Source organism: Microbulbifer sp. ABE4_465, assembly GCF_056160765.1.
On the sequence record NZ_JBSWXV010000002.1, the window covers coordinates 369,719 to 386,615 of the forward strand.

A 16,897-nucleotide genomic window follows, 5' to 3' on the forward strand; every position below is an offset into this window, starting at 1 on the left:
GCATCCGGCATTTTTGTTTGCGGGTGGTCGGTGTAACTCAGTGCTTGTCGGTTGCCTGCCGTACACTACTGCGGATCTGGGTATTCAATTTGCTGCCGGTATAGCGCCCCTTGCTGATATGGCGGATACGGTAAACACTAGGAACCGCCAGAGGGGTCCCCTGGGTGCCCAGCAGCCATCGGAAGGCCCGGTCCTCGTGTGCTTTGCACCAGCGCTCGGCGGGTTTCTGGTAATAGCTCAGGCAGTCGCAGTAACCTCCCGCGCGCGCCACATCGCCGTGGGCGATCTGCAGTGGACCGGTAGCGCGATCGCGTGTCTGCTCGATAAAGCGCGAATCGTCGATATCCGCGAGGCTCAGGTTTTCCGGATCGAAGTTCAGCATGGGGTCGTCGTCCGCCAGCAGCGAGGTGATGCGCTCGCGCTCCGGAAACACCAGGGCATCCTTGCGCCCTTGCAATAGTTCTGCGAGCTGGTCGAGACAGTTTTCCCGGAACATCAGGTCGCAGTCGGTAAACCAGATCCAGTCCGCTTTGGTAGCCAGTGCCGCCTGGTTGCGGCCGATGGCGCGGCGGTACAGGGACTCTCTGGGGAGTTCACACCAGTTCCAGGTGACACCCGGCACCTGTTGTTTGCCGAAGAAATCCAGTACCGCAGCCGTGCGGGTGTCCTCGCGGTTAAAGTACACGGTCATGGTGACCGTAGCCTTGGTTGGTGGAAACAGCGCGAGAGAGCTCAGCTGATAAATCAGGAAGTGGGAGTACTGCCAGCAGTGGCTGACGATTTCGATATCCAGCATCCCGGTGCGCGCAGTGCGCTCACTCTCTGTTGGCAGCGGCTTCTGAAACAGTGAAGGCGGCACCAGCCCGCTGGCGGCCAGGCGCAGAAAACGGCTGACGATAGGGTCGGACCAGTGCTTGTGAGTTGTCGGTGCGCTCATGTAATTCGCTTCGTTGGGGAGGTGTGGTGGTGCGGTGCCTGCAGGTTCTACTGCGGGCGGTAGCCAGACTCGGTCAGCTGCCGGATTCCCTGGGGTGTCTCAATCACTCCCTCTTTGGCCACACGCAGGCGAAGTGCCTTGTTGCGCGCGACAATCTCCGGGTCTGCATAGCCTCGCGGGTGATCCAGATGGATACAGATTGCATCGAAGCGCACGTGGCGGGGCTTGATTCCGGCATTTTCCAGGCGCACGCCAAATTCGCGGTCTAGCCCGCCCCAGGCCATACGCTCATCAAACCCATTGACCTTGAGGCAATCCTCCCTCCAGGCAGAGGCGTTGGAGCCCTTCAGGTTGCAGGCAGTGGGGGTGAGGCGGTTCAGCAGCGGAGCCCAGCGCGCAGTCGCGCGCAGCTTCAGGGTCTTGCGCCGGGTTGTCAGGCCGTTGGCGCACAGCCAATTGAAATCGAAGCAGCGCCCGGACAGGATATCGTCGCGGTCAATGGTTTCGCTGGTGCTCATGGGCAGTTTGAAGTAGCTACCGGAAAGGAAGTAGCCGCGCTCCGCACGGCGCTTGTGTACCGCGAGGAAATCGTCGCGCGGGATACAATCGCCATCGGTAAACACCAGGTAATCGCCGCGAGCGCTTAGGATGGCCTTGTTGAGAATCCTGCACTTGCGGAAGCCGTCGTCTTTCTGCCAGATATGCCGAATATCGAGGCCTGTCTCCTGGCGCAGCCGCTCAACCAGCTGCGCCGTCTCCGGCCCTGAGCCATCGTCCGCCACGATGACCTCCAGTGGCTGCTCGGTCTGGCAGCTGTAGCCCCACAATACCTTCTCCAGCCACTCTGGGGAATTGTAGGTAGTCATGATGACGGATATGTTCATGACAGATTGGCTCATGGTGTCTCCGCGAAAGATGCCGGTAATTCTGCGCGCGAATTGTACAGGATTTACCGCTCAGAGGTGGTACCCGTAGCGGCTGGCGGCGGACGCCAGATTTGCCCGTGTTTCGCGGGAGAGCAGATCGAGGGTAATATCCTCGCGCTTTTGTCCGCGGGTATTCACATTCGTTGGCAATGCGGCAAACGCCTGCTGCACGGCGCTGCGGTCATGGGGGAACTCGATCCAGGTGAGCACCTCTTCAAGTTTCGCCAGGTCGAAATCCTCAATCCGGTATTGCAAGTAGGGTTTCCCCTGAGCCCGCTCTTCTACCAGCGCGTTCCAGTCGATCCAGAACCTCGCCAGCCAGTCAGCCTGCTCCTCAAGCGGCAGGGCTGCGAAGCGCGCTTTATTCATGCGCGGGAAGTGCGGCAGGTGGCGACTGCGAAAGCGGCCGTGTACCCATCCCTTTTTCTGGCGTGAACGGATAAATTCCAGCGGATGGCGCAGTTGGTGCAGAACACAGGTGTTGTCGGGCATCAGCGGTAACCACGGGGCGGCTTCCCAGGCAGCCTCGCCGATGGTCGGGGGCTGCCAGCGCAGTTCGCGCGCGCCCAGACGGGCCAGCAGCTCGGTGCCGCGCCCCGGTCGGCTGCCGGTAAAAAACACTTCGTGATTGCATTTGCAGCCGAGTTCGCAAAGTAACCTGGCAATATAGGTCGTTCCGGATCGGCCACAGCCGGTGATGACAAAACGCTTGGTCATTGGGATCTCAGATAGTGGTAAAACGGCCAGATCCTTGGCAGTGGGGCGGAAAGTGTTCGCGGTCAAACACGCTCCGGAAGAGTCTAGTCAGTTTAGGACCGGTATTGCAGTAACCTGGTTCAAGGTTTGATACGCTTTCTTTTTAAACCTTGTGTGACCGCTTGTTGCAGACAAGCGCTGGATTGACGCCTCTCTGTAAAACAGAGATGGGAATATGGGCAGTTATATGCATATCTTTGTGTTTTCATTCAATCGCGGTCGGTATCTGGAGAATTGCGTCAGCTCCATTGAAGCGTGTGCGCCCCAGTGTCGGCTCACGATCATTGATGATGGGAGTGATGATCCGGAGACTCGCGAGGTGCTGGCGGCAGTGGCGAAGCGGCACCGGGTGATCGACCGGACGGCAGAGTCCGGACATAAGCTGGGTGGGTTGTATGCCAACATGCAGGCTGCATTTGAGATGGCGTCCGAAGACGAGCTGATGTGCTTTCTTCAGGACGATACCCAGATGGTGCGGTCGTTGTCCGAAGCCGATATTCAGGGATTGAAAGACAGTATTGATACGCAGCCGGACCTCGGGTTTATCTCGCCGGCATTTGTGCGCGGTATTTCCCTGAAAAAAGCCGCGGATCGGGATTTCCGTTTTGATGCGGAGCGCAACTTCTGGTTCTGGTACCCCCGCAAGCGATCAACAGGAACCTGGTTCTCCGCCTTACTGATTGCCGATGTTGCCCGCCTGCGCAGTGTCGGGTGGAAATTTGAGGTGGGGGAGTCGGTGAACAATCGCCGGGCGGCGAAGGTTTTTTGCCGGATGGCAAGAATGCGTGCGCCCTTTGCCATGTGGCTGCCAAATGGCGGAGCCTATCGTGGCAAGCAGAAATCCCTCGCGCTGCGCTTCGGGGAGTGGATTCGCAACTGTGGGTTTTACCCGCTTCGCATGATGACTGAGAGTGAGGCGGATACACTGGCGCGATCTGAGCCACCCCGATTACCTGTGGCTGAAGAGTTCCTGTCTGCGGACCGCAAGCTGAAAACTCCCTGGGCCTATGACCCGATGCAGGGAGCCGGATGGTTGAAGCTGCTGGATCGTCTGGAGCGAAAGCTGAAAAAAGGCTGATTTCTACGGGAAATTATTCCCCCAGAGCGGACTCCGGGGAACGGCGGTACTGGGGCCGAGGCGCCGCAGCAGGTAGAATGTGTAAAAGTTTCTAATTTTCGGTGTCTATCCTGGTGTGGCGGGGAAGCAACTCCTTGCCAAGTTTTCCGGTTCCAGGTGCTTTTGGGGGCAAGCCCGTGGGGTATCAACAATTTACGCGCAAGCGCGCCGCTATCATCTATGACGATGAGATTGTGGGGGCCGACTGCGAAAAGCTATTCCAGCCGAATTGGCTGGCGCAAGCGAGCGGCCACTGCGGACAGGTACAGCGCGGTACCGCGATCATGTTTGAATACGATGGCAAACAGCTGGTATTCAAGCAGTACCATCGCGGCGGGCTTGCTGGCCGGCTGGTCAAAAAAACCTACCTCTACAGCTGTCTCGCAAACACGCGGGTGTGGCGGGAATTCAATATGCTGCGCGACATGCGTGCCATGGGCTTGCCGGTGCCGCGCCCGGTGGCGGCGCGCTGTGAAAGCTTCCCGCCTCTGGTCTATCGCGGTGAATTGATTACCGAGCGGGTGGAAAATTCCCAGACTCTGGCCGAGGCCCTGTGCAAGGGCGCGCTTGACGACGGGCTATGGGAGTCCCTTGGGGCGCTGATTGCGCGCTTTCACGGACACAACGTTTATCACGCGGATCTCAACGTGCACAACATCCTGTTGGCAGGCGCTGGCACTGCTGCGCCGGCCTGGTACCTGATCGATTTTGACAAGGGAGCCATTCGCACGCCCCTGTCTCGTCAGGACGCCGATGGCAATGTGGCGCGTCTGCGCCGCTCGCTGGACAAGGAAATGGGGCGTCTGCCAGGTTTCACGTTCACGGAAGACAACTGGCAGGCCCTGCTTGGTGCTTACCGAGTGCAGGTGACTGCCTGAGCCGGCTCAAGCCGACTTAAACCGCATAGTAGTTTCGGTACCACTCCACGAATTTCCCCACGCCCTCGCGCACGCTGGTATCCGGGCGGTACCCCACCGCCTGCTCCAGCTTTCCTGTATCCGCGTGGGTGTCGGGGATATCACCTGGCTGCATTGGCAGCATCTCGCGAATGGCCTTTTGGCCGAGGGCATCTTCCAGCGCGTCGATATAGTCGACCAGCTGTGCCGGGTTGCCATTTCCAATATTGAACACGCGGAAGGGCGCGTTGCTGGTAGATGGTGACGGCTGGTCACTGGACCAGCGGTTATCCACAGTGGCGACCTGGTCGCTGGACTTGATCACCCCTTCGACGATGTCGTCGATATAGGTGAAGTCTCGGGTATGGTGGCCGTGGTTGAACACGGGGATAGGCTTGCCTTCGAGAATCAGGCGAGTGAATTTGAACAGCGCCATATCCGGCCGGCCCCATGGACCGTACACCGTAAAGAAGCGCAGCCCGGTAGTGGGCATGCGGAACAGGTGGCTGTAGCTGTGCGCCATCAGTTCGTTGGCACGCTTGGTAGCAGCGTAGAACTGCAGTGGGTGGTCAACACCGTGGTCTTCACTGAATGGCATCTGGGTATTGCCGCCGTAGACACTGCTGGTGCTGGCATAGGTCAGGTGTGGTGTGCTGGCGTGGCGGCACACTTCCAGCAGGTTGGAAAACCCCACCAGATTGCTCTCGACATAGGATTCCGGGTGCTCGATCGAGTGACGCACGCCGGCCTGGGCGGCCAGGTGGATAACCCGGTCGAACTGGTGTTCGGCGAAGATCCTGTCCAGTGCTGCGCGATCGGCAATATTGGCCCGTTCAAACTGGTAGGCGACGCCGCGCTGCTGTGCGGTGTGTTCCAGCTCGCGCAAGCGGGCTTCCTTGAGGCTGGTCTCGTAGTAGTCGTTGACGTTGTCGATGCCGACCACGGCATCGCCGCGGGCCATCAGCGCGCGGGCGACGTGGAAACCGATAAAGCCGGCATTGCCGGTGATCAGGTGCTTCATGGATAGTTGGATCGCAAATAAATCTTGGGTAGCGGCAATTGTAGCCAGTGGCCGCGCCAGTTTTCTCCAGACGGAAAAAAGGCCGGGACTATAGCAGTACCGGCCTTCAATTTCTGCGCCTCGCGCGAAAGTCGCGAAGCGCGTCAGGTTTCCCACTCAATAGGGGAGCGGTTATTTGCTGAAGCTCGCTGCGCCGCTATCGAGGATATGGGCGCGGGAAACCGGAGTGGCCGGGTTCAGACGGGTATCCAGCTGCTGCAGGTCTTCCGGTGCCAGCAGGCCTGCAACCAGTTTCAGGTTCAGGGTGTTGAGGATGTAGTCGTAGAGCGCATTGGCGTAGTCGGTCCGGGCCAGTGCGAGGGTACGCTGTGCCAGCAGCACGTCGACGATATTGCGGGTCCCCACCTCGTAACCGGCCTGAGTGGCGTCCAGTGCACTCTTGGCGGAAATCACCGCCTGCTCGCGCGCCTCTACCCGGCTGGTGTCGGTAGTCACTGCACGGTGCAGGGTGCGCGTGTTCTGGATGGTGTTGCGCTCGGTCAGGTTGCGGACATCTTCCGCCTGGAAGGCCAGATTGCGCGCTTCGCGGCGGCTGGCGCTGAGGCCACCACCGGTATACAGCGGCATGTTGAAGGTGATCGCCGCATACTTGGTCTGGGTATCTGTGGAAATCGGCAGGCGCTCATCCATTTCCCCTGGCACAGAAGTGGTGGAGGATCCGTCCTGGTGATAATCCTGATAATTCAGGGTACCGGTCAGGGTAGGCAGATGCTCGGCCGCCGCTGCGCGTGCGCCATAGCGGGCGGCATCGGCAGACAGCCGCGCGGCCTTCAGGGTGAAATTGTTTGTCAGTGCAAACTCAACCCATGCGGCGCGGTCCGCCGGGTCAGGTGGCGCGACCGAAAAGTTCGGCTGCAGGGGCGCGACCACATCGTGGTTGCGGCCGGTCAGCACTGAAAGCGCGTCAAAGCGGCTCAGCAGGTCGTCCTGAGCGGTCAGGCGACGGGCCACGGCGCTGTCGTAGGCGGAACGGGAGTCGTAGACGTCGGTAATTGCGGTGAGACCCACTTCAAACCGCTGTTGAGTCTGCTCCAGCTGTTTGGCCAGGGCCTCTTCTTCCGCGATCGCCGCCTCGAGTACATCGTGTGCGCGCAGTACATCGAAGTAGGCGCTGGCCACACGAACCATCATATCCTGCTGGTTGGCACTGAACTCGGCGGTGGACTGCTCGCTGGCAGTTTTGCCCTGTTTGTAGCCGAACCACGCCGGTAAATCGAATAGCGCCTGACTGAGGGTCGCCGAATAGATGCGCTCGTCAGTGTCGGTATCGCTGCGGTTGGGCACCACAACAACCTGGTTTTCGGTAAAGGTGTAGTTAAAGCGCGTGGCATCGGTTTTGGTTCTGCTGGCTTCCGCGGAGGCGTTTACCTGGGGCAGCAGTGCCGAGCGGCCGAGATTCTTGGCTTCCAGGCCCGCGCGGTAAGCGGCGCGGTCTGCAGCCAGTTGCGGGTCGTTATCCAGCGCCTGCAGGTAGATTTCCCACAGGGTGTCCGCTTGCGCCTGCACGGCGCCAAGTCCGGTACCCAACCCCAAAACGGCTGCGGCGAGCAGAGATTTCATCGGGCGGCCCAGCTTGCGTGCGATGCGCCCTTTTGCACTTCTTGTCATTTCGTTTGATTTCCTGTGACAGCTGCGGTCTTCAAGTTTCCGGTGGCGTTTGCGGACTGTGAACCCCAACGCCCACTGCTTTCCTGTAAACCCCGCATTGCATTTCGCTGCGCATTGTTCGTTATTTATGCGCGTGAAATGGTTCTGGAGCCAGTCTGTCGAGTGCTCTGAAGGCAATGCTGGCTTGGCCCCTTCTCGTTAGCATTGATTGCTGGCATCCGTTTTCAAGACGGAGATCGGGCCCGCGGTCGCGAGAGTGTACCGTTCGCCCGCAGGAGCGTCGAGGCGACGGTTGGGGCAATTTGGTATATCTTCGTTAAACGGACGCGAATGTGCGTCCAGTGACAAATTATTCCCCCCCGCCGGCTTTCCGCCGTTCCCGCCCATCAGACGCGCCACAGGCGCTGAATGGATGCAGGCGACTTTACGGCCCCGTGGAGACCGAAAGCTGGTCGCCAACAAGCGGAGATTGGGTGGGTAAACGCATTGGAAAACGGAGCGTATAGACCGTTTATGGGGCAGGGCATGGATCAGACTTGCCAGCACTCGCAGCCTTCGGGGGCCAGACCGGTCGCCTGGCAGCGGGCCTGTCATCAGTGCGACCTGCTGCTGACCCGCGCCCACGCTCCGGTGGGGCAGCGCCTGTTGTGTCCGCGCTGCGGCGCGTCCCTGCACCGCAATATGGACCGCAGCGTGACGCACACCGCGGCATTGAGCCTGTGCGGGCTGCTACTGTTTATTCCTACCGCAAGCCTGCCACTGCTGGAGTTTTCCCTGTTTTCCTTTGGGGCTGAAAACACCCTGATGAACGGTGTTCAGGCACTGTTCGCGGCCGGTTACATCTGGCTGGCCTCCATCGTCCTGTTCTGTAGTGTGCTGGCGCCGGTGGGCAAGTTCCTGCTGCTGGGTTTTATCTGCTGGGGCAGTGGTTGGGCGAGTATGGCCGGGCCGGTGGCGCGGGCACTGCGCTGGTATCACCACCTGCAGGAGTGGGGCATGCTGGATGTGTATATGCTCGGCATTCTGGTGGCACTGGTGAAAATGTCGGATCTGGGCAAGATGACGGTGGAGCCCGGTCTTTACTGCTTTGTTGCCATGATGGTGGTGGCCAGTGCCACTTCCGTGTCATTTGACGCGGAAACCATCTGGGCGAGGTTGGCGCGTCGTCGCGTACAAAGTGACGCTGCCGAGAGCGGCCGCGACGAGGATACCGTGTGAACCGTCCGGCGCGCGCATTGTCTCACGGATTCTGGACCTGCCTCGGCTGCCGCCAGCTGGTGCGGGTGTCGCCGCAGACGCAAACCTGCCTGTGTCCGCGCTGCGGCGCACGTATGCACGGGCGGGTCGAATCCAGCCTGATGCTGACCTGGGCACTGACAATTACCGGTGCACTGCTGTTGATTCCGGCGAATATCTTGCCGGTGATGACGGTGATCTATCTGGGCGCCGGTGAACCCAGTACGATTATCGGCGGTGCGCTGGAGCTGTATCAGAACGGGCTCTGGGGTATCGCCCTGATCGTGTTCGTGGCGAGTATCGCGGTGCCGGTGATGAAACTGGTGGGGCTGGTGATCCTGTGCCTGATCGTACAGTGGCGCCTGAATGTGGCACCGCGTCAGGCCATGCGGATCTATCGGGTCGTCAATGCCATCGGCCGCTGGTCGTTGCTGGATCTGTTTATGATTTCTATTCTGGTGGCGCTCGTAGATATGGGCGCTATCGCCGAAGTGGAAGCGGGTGCCGGCAGTACCGCCTTCGCCACGGTGGTGGTGGTAACCATGTTTGCGGTGCGCGCATTTGATCCGCGTCTGGTATGGGACGTCTATGAAGCCAGGCTGCTGGCGGACTCACCAGTGAACGAGAACGAACACAGGGAAACTGAATGAGCGAACCGCCGATGGAGTACGACGTTCCGCCCGAAGGGGTGGCGCGCCGCAGTCGCGGAATTTCGCTGGTGTGGCTGTTGCCGTTGATTGCGGCGGCCATTGCTGCCTGGTTGCTGTACGAGGATTTCACCCAGGGGGATATCAAGGCCACGATTCTGTTTTCCACCGGCGATGGCCTGGTGAAAGGCAAAACCGCGGTGAAGTACTCCGGGGTGGAAATCGGCGTGGTGGAGGATTTTCGCCTGGCGCCCAATGCCAAGGAGCTGGACGGGCAGGATGGCGTCGTCGCGGAGGTGCGCTTTAACCACAGCGCCGCTTATCTATTGACCCGCGGCAGCAAGTTCTGGCTGGTGAAACCCGAGGTGTCTCTTACTGGTGTTCGCGGCCTGGAGGCGCTGGTTTCCGGCAATTACATTGCTATTGAGCCAGGCAGTGGCCCGTCACAGAAGCACTTTGTGGCGGTGGCGGAGCCTCCCCCCAATGTCCGTGGCGACGGTCTGCGTATCACCCTCAAGTCCCCGCGCCTGGCATCGCTCAATCGCGGCTCGCCGGTGTACTACCGGCAGCTGGAAGTGGGGCAGGTCGAGAGCTACCGCCTCACCGAAGATGCCAGTGAGGTGGAGATCAACCTGTTTATCCGCCGTCCTTACGCCCATCTTGTGCACCGGGGCAGTCGCTTCTGGAATACCTCCGGGGTATCGATTCAGGGCGGTATCAGCGGCGTGAATGTGGAGCTGGAGTCCCTCGCTTCGCTGATTGCCGGCGGCGTCAGCTTCTATACACCCGAGTCCCAGCGCCATTCGCCGCAGGCGGAAGACGGCAATGCGTTCAAGCTGTACAAAAATTTTGCCGAGGCTGACGCCGGCATTCCCATCACCCTGGACTTTGATCGCGGGGTCAGCCTTTCGGAGGGCTCCACCGAGGTCATCTATCAGGGGATCAAGGTCGGTGAGGTCAGCAGCGTCAAGGCGAATCGGAAGATCGACGGCATGTCGGTCAAGGTGCTGATGGACCCCATCACCGACGACCTGCTGAGCGAGAACACCCGCTTCTGGCTGGCGCCACCCACCCTGGATTTCACTTCCGGGGTGAACGATCTGCTAAAGGGCAATCGTATCGAGGTCGACCTGCGCAAGGGGCAGCGTTCGGTACGCACCTTTGAGGCCGCGTCCAAACCACCCCAGCGGGATCCCCGTGTTCCCGGGCTGCATCTCACATTGACCGCACGCAATACCGGCTCCCTGCAACGCGGCGCGTCTGTGTATTACCGCCAGATTGAAGTGGGGCGGGTACAGGGGATGGCGCTGTTGCCCGATGGCTCCGGGGTGGAGGTGTATGTAGTAGTCGACCCGCCCTACGCGCATCTGGTCAACAGCGACAGTCGCTTCTGGAATGTGAGCGGCGTGCGTGCCAGCGCCAGTCTCGAGGGCATCGAAGTAGAGACCGATGCTCTGTTATCGGTGGTGCGCGGTGGCATAGCCTTCGGCAGCGGACCCCACCACAGCAAAAACGCGGAAGACGCGCGCACCGGCGATAGTTTCCGGTTGTACGGCAGCCGCGAAGAGGCGCAGGAAGAAGGCATCAACATTTATATCGACCTCAAGGGTGACGAGGGGTTGAAGGTGGGATCGGCACTGCGCTACCGGGGTATTCAGGTAGGTGAGATCACCCGTATGCGCCTCACCCTGGAGATGGACGGCGTGCGCGCCCGCGCCCGCCTGTACCGACGGGCGGAACGCTTCGCGCGCACCGGCACCCGGATGTGGGTAGTGGGGCCGAAGCTGGGGCTGGATGGCGTGGGCAATCTGGAAACGCTGGTTACCGGGCCCTATCTTGAGCTGGAGCCCGGTGGCGGCAACGACCCGCAGACCGAGTTCGTGGCCCTGGCTGCCAAGCCGGTACCGGATCTTGCGGATACCATGATGATGCCAGGCCTGGCGTTGATTCTGGATGCGCCGCGACGGGGTTCACTGAAGCGCGGCAGCCCGGTGTATTACCGTCAGGTACAGGTCGGGCGCGTGACCGGATATCAACTTGGGGAACTGGCGGACCGGGTTTACATCTATGTTTATATTGAACCCCAGTTTCGCACCCTGGTGCGGGAGCACTCGCGGTTCTGGAATGCCAGCGGTGTGGACGTCAACTTTGGTCTGATGACCGGGCTCGATGTACACACCGAATCAACGCAGGCACTGCTGGCCGGCGGCATTGCCTTCGCTACACCGAATAACCCGGAAATGGGGCTTGAAGTGGAGTCCGGCAGCCATTACCCACTGTATGGGAAACCGGAAGACGAGTGGCTGCTGTGGAGCCCGAAAATCGAACTGTACCCGGCACTGGAAGACAGTTTCAAATAGCACGAAGGAGTTTCGTTTACGGAGCTTAGCGAATAGTCGCACCTTCGTCGCACCAAGGACCTAAGGAAGCTTTCATGGGAATTATGCACAAACCTGTAACCGCGCCTGTTGTCGCTATGATGCTCGCGCTGGGCGTCGCCCTCGGGCTCGCCGGCTGCGGGACACCGACAAAAATCGAGCGTATCCAGTCTCCCGGTGCTCCGGTCGCATTTCAAACCTATGCCTGGGGTACTGAAGCGCTCAGTGCCGATACCGGCGCGCCGGCTCAACTGGTGGAGCTGGATACCGAGCTGCGTCAGGTTGTGGGCGGTCTGCTGCAGTCCCGCGGATATCGCCAGGTGGCCAGCACAAATAGCGCGCAGATGGTGGTGGATTACCAGATTGCGGTAGTGGAGGAGGAATTCGCCAGCGATGACAACAATGAAAGCTGGGATTCCCAGTTCGACAGCAACGCCCAGCGCGGCGTGGTCGAATTGCCTGATCGCAGCGGCGCTCCCAAGGTAACCCTGTCGGTGGGCATTGGTCCGCAAAACGCGATGCCCATCTGGGGTGGCAGTGCCACCAAACTGATCGCGCGGCCGGAAGATAAAAAAGAGCGCCAGCGCATTTTGAACAGCGCCGTCGGTGAGCTGCTGAAAGACCTGCCACCGGCCTCGTGATTGGCGATAGAATCCGTCTGACAATCTGGACCGATACATTGCCCAGTCCAATTTAGTCACAACGAATAACAGTTTCGGCAGGGACGCCGGTACTCTCAACGTACTACCGGGAGAAGACATGGCTTCACTGCATCGACCCATGCCGCGCAAATCATTTGCTGCCGTTACCCTCGGCTTGCTCACAGCCCTGCTACTGGCCGGCTGCGCGGCCCCCAACCCGGTGGCGGTCGATTACGATCCCACCTACAAATTCGCCAACCTGCGCAGCTACTACCTGCTCGATACCCTCGCCAATGGGCCTGTTTCGCCGTTTGAGAGCAAGCGGGCCAATCAGGCCGTGGATGACATTCTAAAGGGAAGTTATCAGCCCGCCGCCTCGCGTGAAGAGGCGGACTTCCTGGTGCGGGTGCAATTGTTCAGCGCCGATAAGGTGGCGGTCTATGAAGACCCGTTCTCTATCTACGGTGGCTATCGCTATTTCGGCTTCGGCTGGCGCGCACCGCTGCGGGTGCGGGAGTACCGGGAGTCGTCACTGATTGTCGATGTACTCTCGCCGGAAGAGGCGCCCCTGTGGCGCGGCTCCATGCCCTCGGTGGCGGGCCGTCACGATGCGCCGGAGCAGCAGCTGTTCCAGTTGCGCCAGGAGGCCAGCCAGATTCTTGCGCGGTTCCCACCGTACAACGACGTGGGTTTTGACTGAGGCCGGTATTTTGGCGAGAAAGGAAAACGGCGCAATGAGTGAAAAGACGGATCTCAAACCCCAGTTTACCCGTGGCGCGGTGGATATTGTCGAGCGTAAAACCGTCTACAACGGTTTCTTCAAGATGCAAAAACTGCGCTTGCGCCATCGCCTCTATCGCGGCGGCTGGGGGGGCGAAATGGAGCGTGAGCTGTTTGTGCGCGGCAACGCCGTGGGGGTGCTGCTGTATGACCCACAGCATCAGCTGATCGCCCTGACCGAGCAGTTTCGGATTGGTGCTCTGGAGCGGGACCCCAGCCCCTGGTGCCTGGAAGTTGTTGCGGGCATGGTCGAGGAAGGTGAATCCCTTGAGGAAGTCGCGCGCCGCGAGCTGCAGGAGGAGGCGGGGCTCGAGGTCCAGAAGCTTCACTTTATCCGCAGTTACCTGCCAAGCCCCGGGGGATCCAGCGAACGCATGCACCTTTTTTGTGCTTGTGCGGACCTTCGGGGTATCGAGGGACTATTTGGCCTCGCCGACGAGCACGAGGATATTCGCCTGAGAGTGTTCCCTCTGGACGCTGTCATGGCGGCTTTGGAAAGCGGTGATGCCGCGATCGACAATGCGGCGAGCGTCATCAGCCTGCAGTGGCTGCAACTGAACCGGGATCGTCTGGACTGAGCCCGGGTACCGATAGCGGATCTCTGGTCGCATGGATCCGCCCCTCTTAACCTTATAATTCCTTTGATAGTTACACTTTAATGGCAATCACCCCCGGAAACTGCCAAGGTAGTGAATGGTTACTAGCGGCGTGTGCCTTTCAGTCTCTCGGCTCGGGGCTCCCGCTTTCTGACCGGAGATGTACTTAGCAAATTGTACGCTTTTTGTACGTCGACAGGCCCGATAAGCCGAAATTTCATCTCGCCGCAGATATTTTGAGAGATCAGTCACGGCGTGAACTCAACAGGAGTGTCGATAATGGCGGTACCGGCAGACACAGGCCGAAATAAAACGGCATCGCCGCCGCGAGAGGGGTCTCGCAGCCTGGCGACAGCAGTTGGCAAAGACCGCTTTCGGGTGGATTTGCCTACGTACCACGCCGATTGCGATGCAAATTATCTTCGCCTGTGCAAGTTGATGCCGGAGCTCGCAAACAATCAGAGTTGGCGCTACCAGATCCCTCACGGGACTCTGGAAGTTGCCGTACTGGATCGCAGCAGGTACACCACTGAAGTGTGTCTGCAGGCCTCGGCCAGCGTTTCCAGTGACAAGGACAAACACTGGCTGACGCCGCCGCCGATTACCGTGCGCCTCTATCACGATGCACGTATGGCGGAAGTCGTCGCAGTGAACGGACAGGGCCCGGTTGGTGGTGATGGACTGAATTTCCGCTACCCCAATCCGGCCATGCACAATGAAGATGAGCGCCAACAGGTCAACCGCTATCTGAGTGAGTGGTTGGCCCATTGCCTGGCCAATGGTCGCGCCGAAGTTACTCTCCCCTTCGGAACTCAACCGCCGACCTGAATAGACCTGAGTAGTCGCCGGGCATCGTACAGGCGTACATGGATGTATCGGCAAGGTGAGAAAGTGAGTAACAATCCAGCACAAGCAGCACATCGGCTGATCCAGTTTACCGACCCCCATATAGGCGGCCGGCCGGATTATCAGTTGCTGGGCCTCGACACCGGTCATACCCTGGACGAAGTGCTTGTCGCCATCGACAAATCCCCGGTAGCCCCTGAGTTGATGGTGGTGACCGGCGATGTTTCTGCAAACGCCTCCGAAGCATCCTATCGCCGCTTCCTGCATAAAATGCAGCGGGTGCGGTCTCCCTGGTTCTGGCTCCCCGGTAATCACGACAATCCCCAGCGAATGGATCAGCTGGCGGCCAAGCGCCGGCCGGAAGTGGTCAGCGTGGGCAACTGGCGTTTGCTGTTACTGGATACCAGTGTGCCCGGTCAGATCTGTGGTGGGTTTGACGACGCCGAGCTCGCGCGCATCGCAAATCTGATCGAGAGTCACGCCGATCACCCGCTGATGCTGATGATGCATCACCAGCCGGTGGCCGTTGGCAGTCACTGGATTGATGGCCATATGCTGAAGGCCGGGCGCGAGGCATTTATCGAGCTGGTGCAAAAAACTGAAAATGTGCGTGCAATTACCTGGGGGCACGTGCACCAGCAGTTCGATAGCCATATCGGTGACATCGGCCTGCACGCCACTCCGTCCACCTCGGTACAGTTCACTCCGGGCAGCGGTCCCTTTGCTGTGGATAGTGAAATGCCTGGCTACCGCTGGTTCGACCTGCACGACGATGGACACTACGACACCGGTGTAGAGCGGGTCGCCATCGCCGAATACAGTGTCGACCTGGCATCTTCCGGATACTGATACCGCGCAGCTCCGCGAACGCAGACCAATAATCTATTTGCACTTCTTAACCTGTCTTTCGTGACTTATTGGCCGCTCATCTACTCTAAGATGGCACCTGAATTCGCGGTTCAGTGGTACCGGGTTCCTGCAGACGGCAGGCCGGCGGGTTGCCAGCCTCTTCTGCAACAACTTATGTGTTCATCAGGAAGTGAGGTCACCATGCAGACTATTCATAAGAAATTCTTACCCCTGCTGTTTCTTGCGGCGGCACTGGTTGCCGGCTGCGCCCAGCAACCGGTCGCATCGCCAGAAGACGAGGCGGACGGCCTGTTGCCCCGCAAGACCGGGCTGGACAGTGTCAGTGCAGCCTATGCCTTTGACCTGAGCGGTGCCAAGGTGTATCTGGAGCCGGTGGGTGTGCAGTACAACAAGCGTTTCCCAACCGCCGGTTCACCGCTGCGCGCTCAGGACTACGAACTGCGCGACAAGGATCTGGTCAAACTACAGGAAGTGATGGGAGAAACCTTGAACGAGCGCTTCCTCGCGCCGCGTCGGAGCCAATTGGTCACCGACAAGGCGGAAGCGGATTACGTGATGCAGCTCGACCTGAGCCGCTTTGCGCTCGGTGCACCACTGGACCCGCAGCCGTGGCTGTGGCGTGTTTACACCGACCAGAGCGCCTACGGCACCCTCTCCGGTGAGCTCAAAGACAGCAATGGCAACGCCGTGATGCGCTTCAGTGACCGCCGCGATATCGGCGAAAACTTCGGCAGCCTCGGTCCGGGCGGCCGCTTCGAGCGTTTTACCAGTGTTACCTTCTGGAGGGATATGAAGGTCGATCTGCGCCGCGCCTTTGCCAGCCTCGACGAATCGCTTCAATAAATTCATCGTTACCGCCGCCGGTACATCTGCCGGCGGCATCGTTATAATCCCCTGCATGTCGCAACATGCCAACCCTCAACACCGCAGCCCTCAGCACCCCAGTCCCCAGCCGCAGGATCGCCCGCTGCTGGTGTACCTGCACGGGTTCCTGTCTTCACCACAGTCTTTCAAATGCCAGGAACTCAAAGCGTGGCTGCAGGAAGTTCGCCCGGATATTGTTTTCTATGCACCGCTGGTCTCGCCTTATCCGGCGGAGGCCGCCATGACACTGGGCAAGGCGCTGGAAGATTTCAATAGCAACCACCGCGGCCCGATCGGTCTGGTGGGTAGCTCGATGGGCGGCTTCTGGAGTACCTGGCTGGCAGAACAGCACAGGCTCCCGGCAGTGCTCATCAACCCCGCGGTCACACCGTCACGGTTTATGCCGAATTATCTGGACCAGAATCTGAAGCCATACAGTGGTGAGGATAAAACCTATCGCCTGCGCCCGCAGGATGTGGATAAGATGCGGCAACTGGAATCCGGTATTCCGGCTACACTCAGTGGCCGCTACTGGCTGCTGGCCCAGCGCGGTGACGAAACCCTGGATTATCGCGAGGCGGAAGCCTTCTACCGCGGCCAGCGGCAGACCATCGAAGACGGTGGCGATCATAGTTTTCAGGAATTTGCCCGGCATATGCCCGCGCTGGTAGATTTCCTGTTCCCGAATCAATCAATAACAACACCCAAGCAGTAGGCG

The 16,897-nt window shown here is 59.7% G+C and carries 17 protein-coding genes; 12 read left to right on the forward strand and 5 right to left on the reverse strand.

Annotation, left to right across the window (positions count from 1 at the left end; all coding sequences use genetic code 11):
• Positions 1-37: 37 nt before the first annotated feature.
• Genes ACXAG1_RS05230 through ACXAG1_RS05240 form a run of 3 tightly spaced genes read right to left on the reverse strand, consistent with a single transcriptional unit; the run spans position 38 to position 2,646 of the window.
• Positions 38-937, reverse strand: a complete 900-nt coding sequence (locus ACXAG1_RS05230; RefSeq protein WP_475119137.1) for a glycosyltransferase family A protein — start codon at positions 935-937, stop codon at positions 38-40.
• Positions 938-984: 47 nt separating this feature from the next.
• The gene (locus ACXAG1_RS05235) at positions 985-1,836 is read right to left on the reverse strand and encodes a glycosyltransferase family 2 protein (RefSeq protein ID WP_475091807.1); all 852 of its coding nucleotides are present in this window, start codon (positions 1,834-1,836) and stop codon (positions 985-987) included.
• A gap of 57 nt (positions 1,837-1,893) precedes the next feature.
• The gene (locus ACXAG1_RS05240) at positions 1,894-2,646 is read right to left on the reverse strand and encodes a hypothetical protein (protein ID WP_475091808.1); all 753 of its coding nucleotides are present in this window, start codon (positions 2,644-2,646) and stop codon (positions 1,894-1,896) included.
• 148 nt (positions 2,647-2,794) lie between these two features.
• On the opposite strand from ACXAG1_RS05240, the gene ACXAG1_RS05245 reads away from it, so the two are divergent.
• Entirely contained in the window at positions 2,795-3,697 is a 903-nt protein-coding gene (locus tag ACXAG1_RS05245; protein WP_475119138.1) for a glycosyltransferase, read from the forward strand.
• A gap of 176 nt (positions 3,698-3,873) precedes the next feature.
• The gene (locus ACXAG1_RS05250) at positions 3,874-4,614 is read left to right on the forward strand and encodes a 3-deoxy-D-manno-octulosonic acid kinase (protein ID WP_475091810.1); all 741 of its coding nucleotides are present in this window, start codon (positions 3,874-3,876) and stop codon (positions 4,612-4,614) included.
• Between the two features lie 16 nt (positions 4,615-4,630).
• On the opposite strand, the gene ACXAG1_RS05255 is transcribed toward ACXAG1_RS05250, so the two are convergent.
• Both ACXAG1_RS05255 and ACXAG1_RS05260 read right to left on the reverse strand, forming a co-directional pair.
• Positions 4,631-5,653: an NAD-dependent epimerase gene (locus ACXAG1_RS05255; RefSeq protein WP_475119139.1), complete on the reverse strand. Its 1,023-nt coding sequence runs from the start codon at positions 5,651-5,653 to the stop codon at positions 4,631-4,633.
• Positions 5,654-5,824: 171 nt separating this feature from the next.
• Positions 5,825-7,321: a TolC family outer membrane protein gene (locus ACXAG1_RS05260; RefSeq protein ID WP_475091812.1), complete on the reverse strand. Its 1,497-nt coding sequence runs from the start codon at positions 7,319-7,321 to the stop codon at positions 5,825-5,827.
• Positions 7,322-7,846: 525 nt separating this feature from the next.
• Between ACXAG1_RS05260 and ACXAG1_RS05265 the strand changes: the two genes are divergently transcribed.
• The 10 genes from ACXAG1_RS05265 (at position 7,847) to ACXAG1_RS05310 (ending at position 16,894) form a co-directional block, all read left to right on the forward strand.
• On the forward strand, positions 7,847-8,539 hold the full coding sequence (locus ACXAG1_RS05265) for a paraquat-inducible protein A (RefSeq protein ID WP_475119140.1): 693 nt from the start codon (positions 7,847-7,849) through the stop codon (positions 8,537-8,539).
• Positions 8,536-9,207, forward strand: coding sequence for a paraquat-inducible protein A (locus tag ACXAG1_RS05270; RefSeq protein ID WP_475091814.1), 672 nt, complete (start codon positions 8,536-8,538; stop codon positions 9,205-9,207). Before ACXAG1_RS05265 ends, ACXAG1_RS05270 begins: the two co-directional genes overlap by 4 nt.
• A complete protein-coding gene (locus ACXAG1_RS05275; RefSeq protein ID WP_475119141.1) occupies positions 9,204-11,564 on the forward strand; it encodes a PqiB family protein in 2,361 nt (786 codons plus the stop codon). Before ACXAG1_RS05270 ends, ACXAG1_RS05275 begins: the two co-directional genes overlap by 4 nt.
• A gap of 74 nt (positions 11,565-11,638) precedes the next feature.
• A complete protein-coding gene (locus tag ACXAG1_RS05280; RefSeq protein WP_475091816.1) occupies positions 11,639-12,223 on the forward strand; it encodes a DUF4136 domain-containing protein in 585 nt (194 codons plus the stop codon).
• A gap of 118 nt (positions 12,224-12,341) precedes the next feature.
• Positions 12,342-12,923 (forward strand): DUF4136 domain-containing protein, encoded by a 582-nt coding sequence (locus ACXAG1_RS05285; RefSeq protein ID WP_475091817.1) that lies wholly within the window; start codon positions 12,342-12,344, stop codon positions 12,921-12,923.
• Between the two features lie 34 nt (positions 12,924-12,957).
• Positions 12,958-13,581: an NUDIX domain-containing protein gene (locus ACXAG1_RS05290; RefSeq protein WP_475091818.1), complete on the forward strand. Its 624-nt coding sequence runs from the start codon at positions 12,958-12,960 to the stop codon at positions 13,579-13,581.
• A gap of 297 nt (positions 13,582-13,878) precedes the next feature.
• Positions 13,879-14,427 (forward strand): DUF1249 domain-containing protein, encoded by a 549-nt coding sequence (locus ACXAG1_RS05295; protein WP_475091819.1) that lies wholly within the window; start codon positions 13,879-13,881, stop codon positions 14,425-14,427.
• Between the two features lie 63 nt (positions 14,428-14,490).
• Complete coding sequence (locus ACXAG1_RS05300; RefSeq protein WP_475091820.1) at positions 14,491-15,294, forward strand: metallophosphoesterase; 804 nt, start codon at positions 14,491-14,493, stop codon at positions 15,292-15,294.
• A gap of 201 nt (positions 15,295-15,495) precedes the next feature.
• Entirely contained in the window at positions 15,496-16,158 is a 663-nt protein-coding gene (locus ACXAG1_RS05305) for a hypothetical protein (RefSeq protein WP_475119142.1), read from the forward strand.
• A gap of 55 nt (positions 16,159-16,213) precedes the next feature.
• Complete coding sequence (locus ACXAG1_RS05310) at positions 16,214-16,894, forward strand: YqiA/YcfP family alpha/beta fold hydrolase (protein ID WP_475119143.1); 681 nt, start codon at positions 16,214-16,216, stop codon at positions 16,892-16,894.
• Positions 16,895-16,897: the final 3 nt, after the last annotated feature.

Bases quoted from the DNA above. Each gene is read 5' to 3' on its own strand.
- ACXAG1_RS05230 (WP_475119137.1), bottom strand. From the start codon at position 937: ATGAGCGCACCGACAACTCACAAGCACTGGTCCGACCCTATCGTCAGC.
- ACXAG1_RS05235 (WP_475091807.1), bottom strand. From the start codon at position 1,836: ATGAGCCAATCTGTCATGAACATATCCGTCATCATGACTACCTACAAT.
- ACXAG1_RS05245 (WP_475119138.1), top strand. From the start codon at position 2,795: ATGGGCAGTTATATGCATATCTTTGTGTTTTCATTCAATCGCGGTCGG.
- ACXAG1_RS05255 (WP_475119139.1), bottom strand. From the start codon at position 5,653: ATGAAGCACCTGATCACCGGCAATGCCGGCTTTATCGGTTTCCACGTC.
- ACXAG1_RS05260 (WP_475091812.1), bottom strand. From the start codon at position 7,321: ATGACAAGAAGTGCAAAAGGGCGCATCGCACGCAAGCTGGGCCGCCCG.
- ACXAG1_RS05265 (WP_475119140.1), top strand. From the start codon at position 7,847: ATGGATCAGACTTGCCAGCACTCGCAGCCTTCGGGGGCCAGACCGGTC.
- ACXAG1_RS05275 (WP_475119141.1), top strand. From the start codon at position 9,204: ATGAGCGAACCGCCGATGGAGTACGACGTTCCGCCCGAAGGGGTGGCG.
- ACXAG1_RS05280 (WP_475091816.1), top strand. From the start codon at position 11,639: ATGGGAATTATGCACAAACCTGTAACCGCGCCTGTTGTCGCTATGATG.
- ACXAG1_RS05285 (WP_475091817.1), top strand. From the start codon at position 12,342: ATGGCTTCACTGCATCGACCCATGCCGCGCAAATCATTTGCTGCCGTT.
- ACXAG1_RS05290 (WP_475091818.1), top strand. From the start codon at position 12,958: ATGAGTGAAAAGACGGATCTCAAACCCCAGTTTACCCGTGGCGCGGTG.
- ACXAG1_RS05295 (WP_475091819.1), top strand. From the start codon at position 13,879: ATGGCGGTACCGGCAGACACAGGCCGAAATAAAACGGCATCGCCGCCG.
- ACXAG1_RS05305 (WP_475119142.1), top strand. From the start codon at position 15,496: ATGCAGACTATTCATAAGAAATTCTTACCCCTGCTGTTTCTTGCGGCG.
- ACXAG1_RS05310 (WP_475119143.1), top strand. From the start codon at position 16,214: ATGTCGCAACATGCCAACCCTCAACACCGCAGCCCTCAGCACCCCAGT.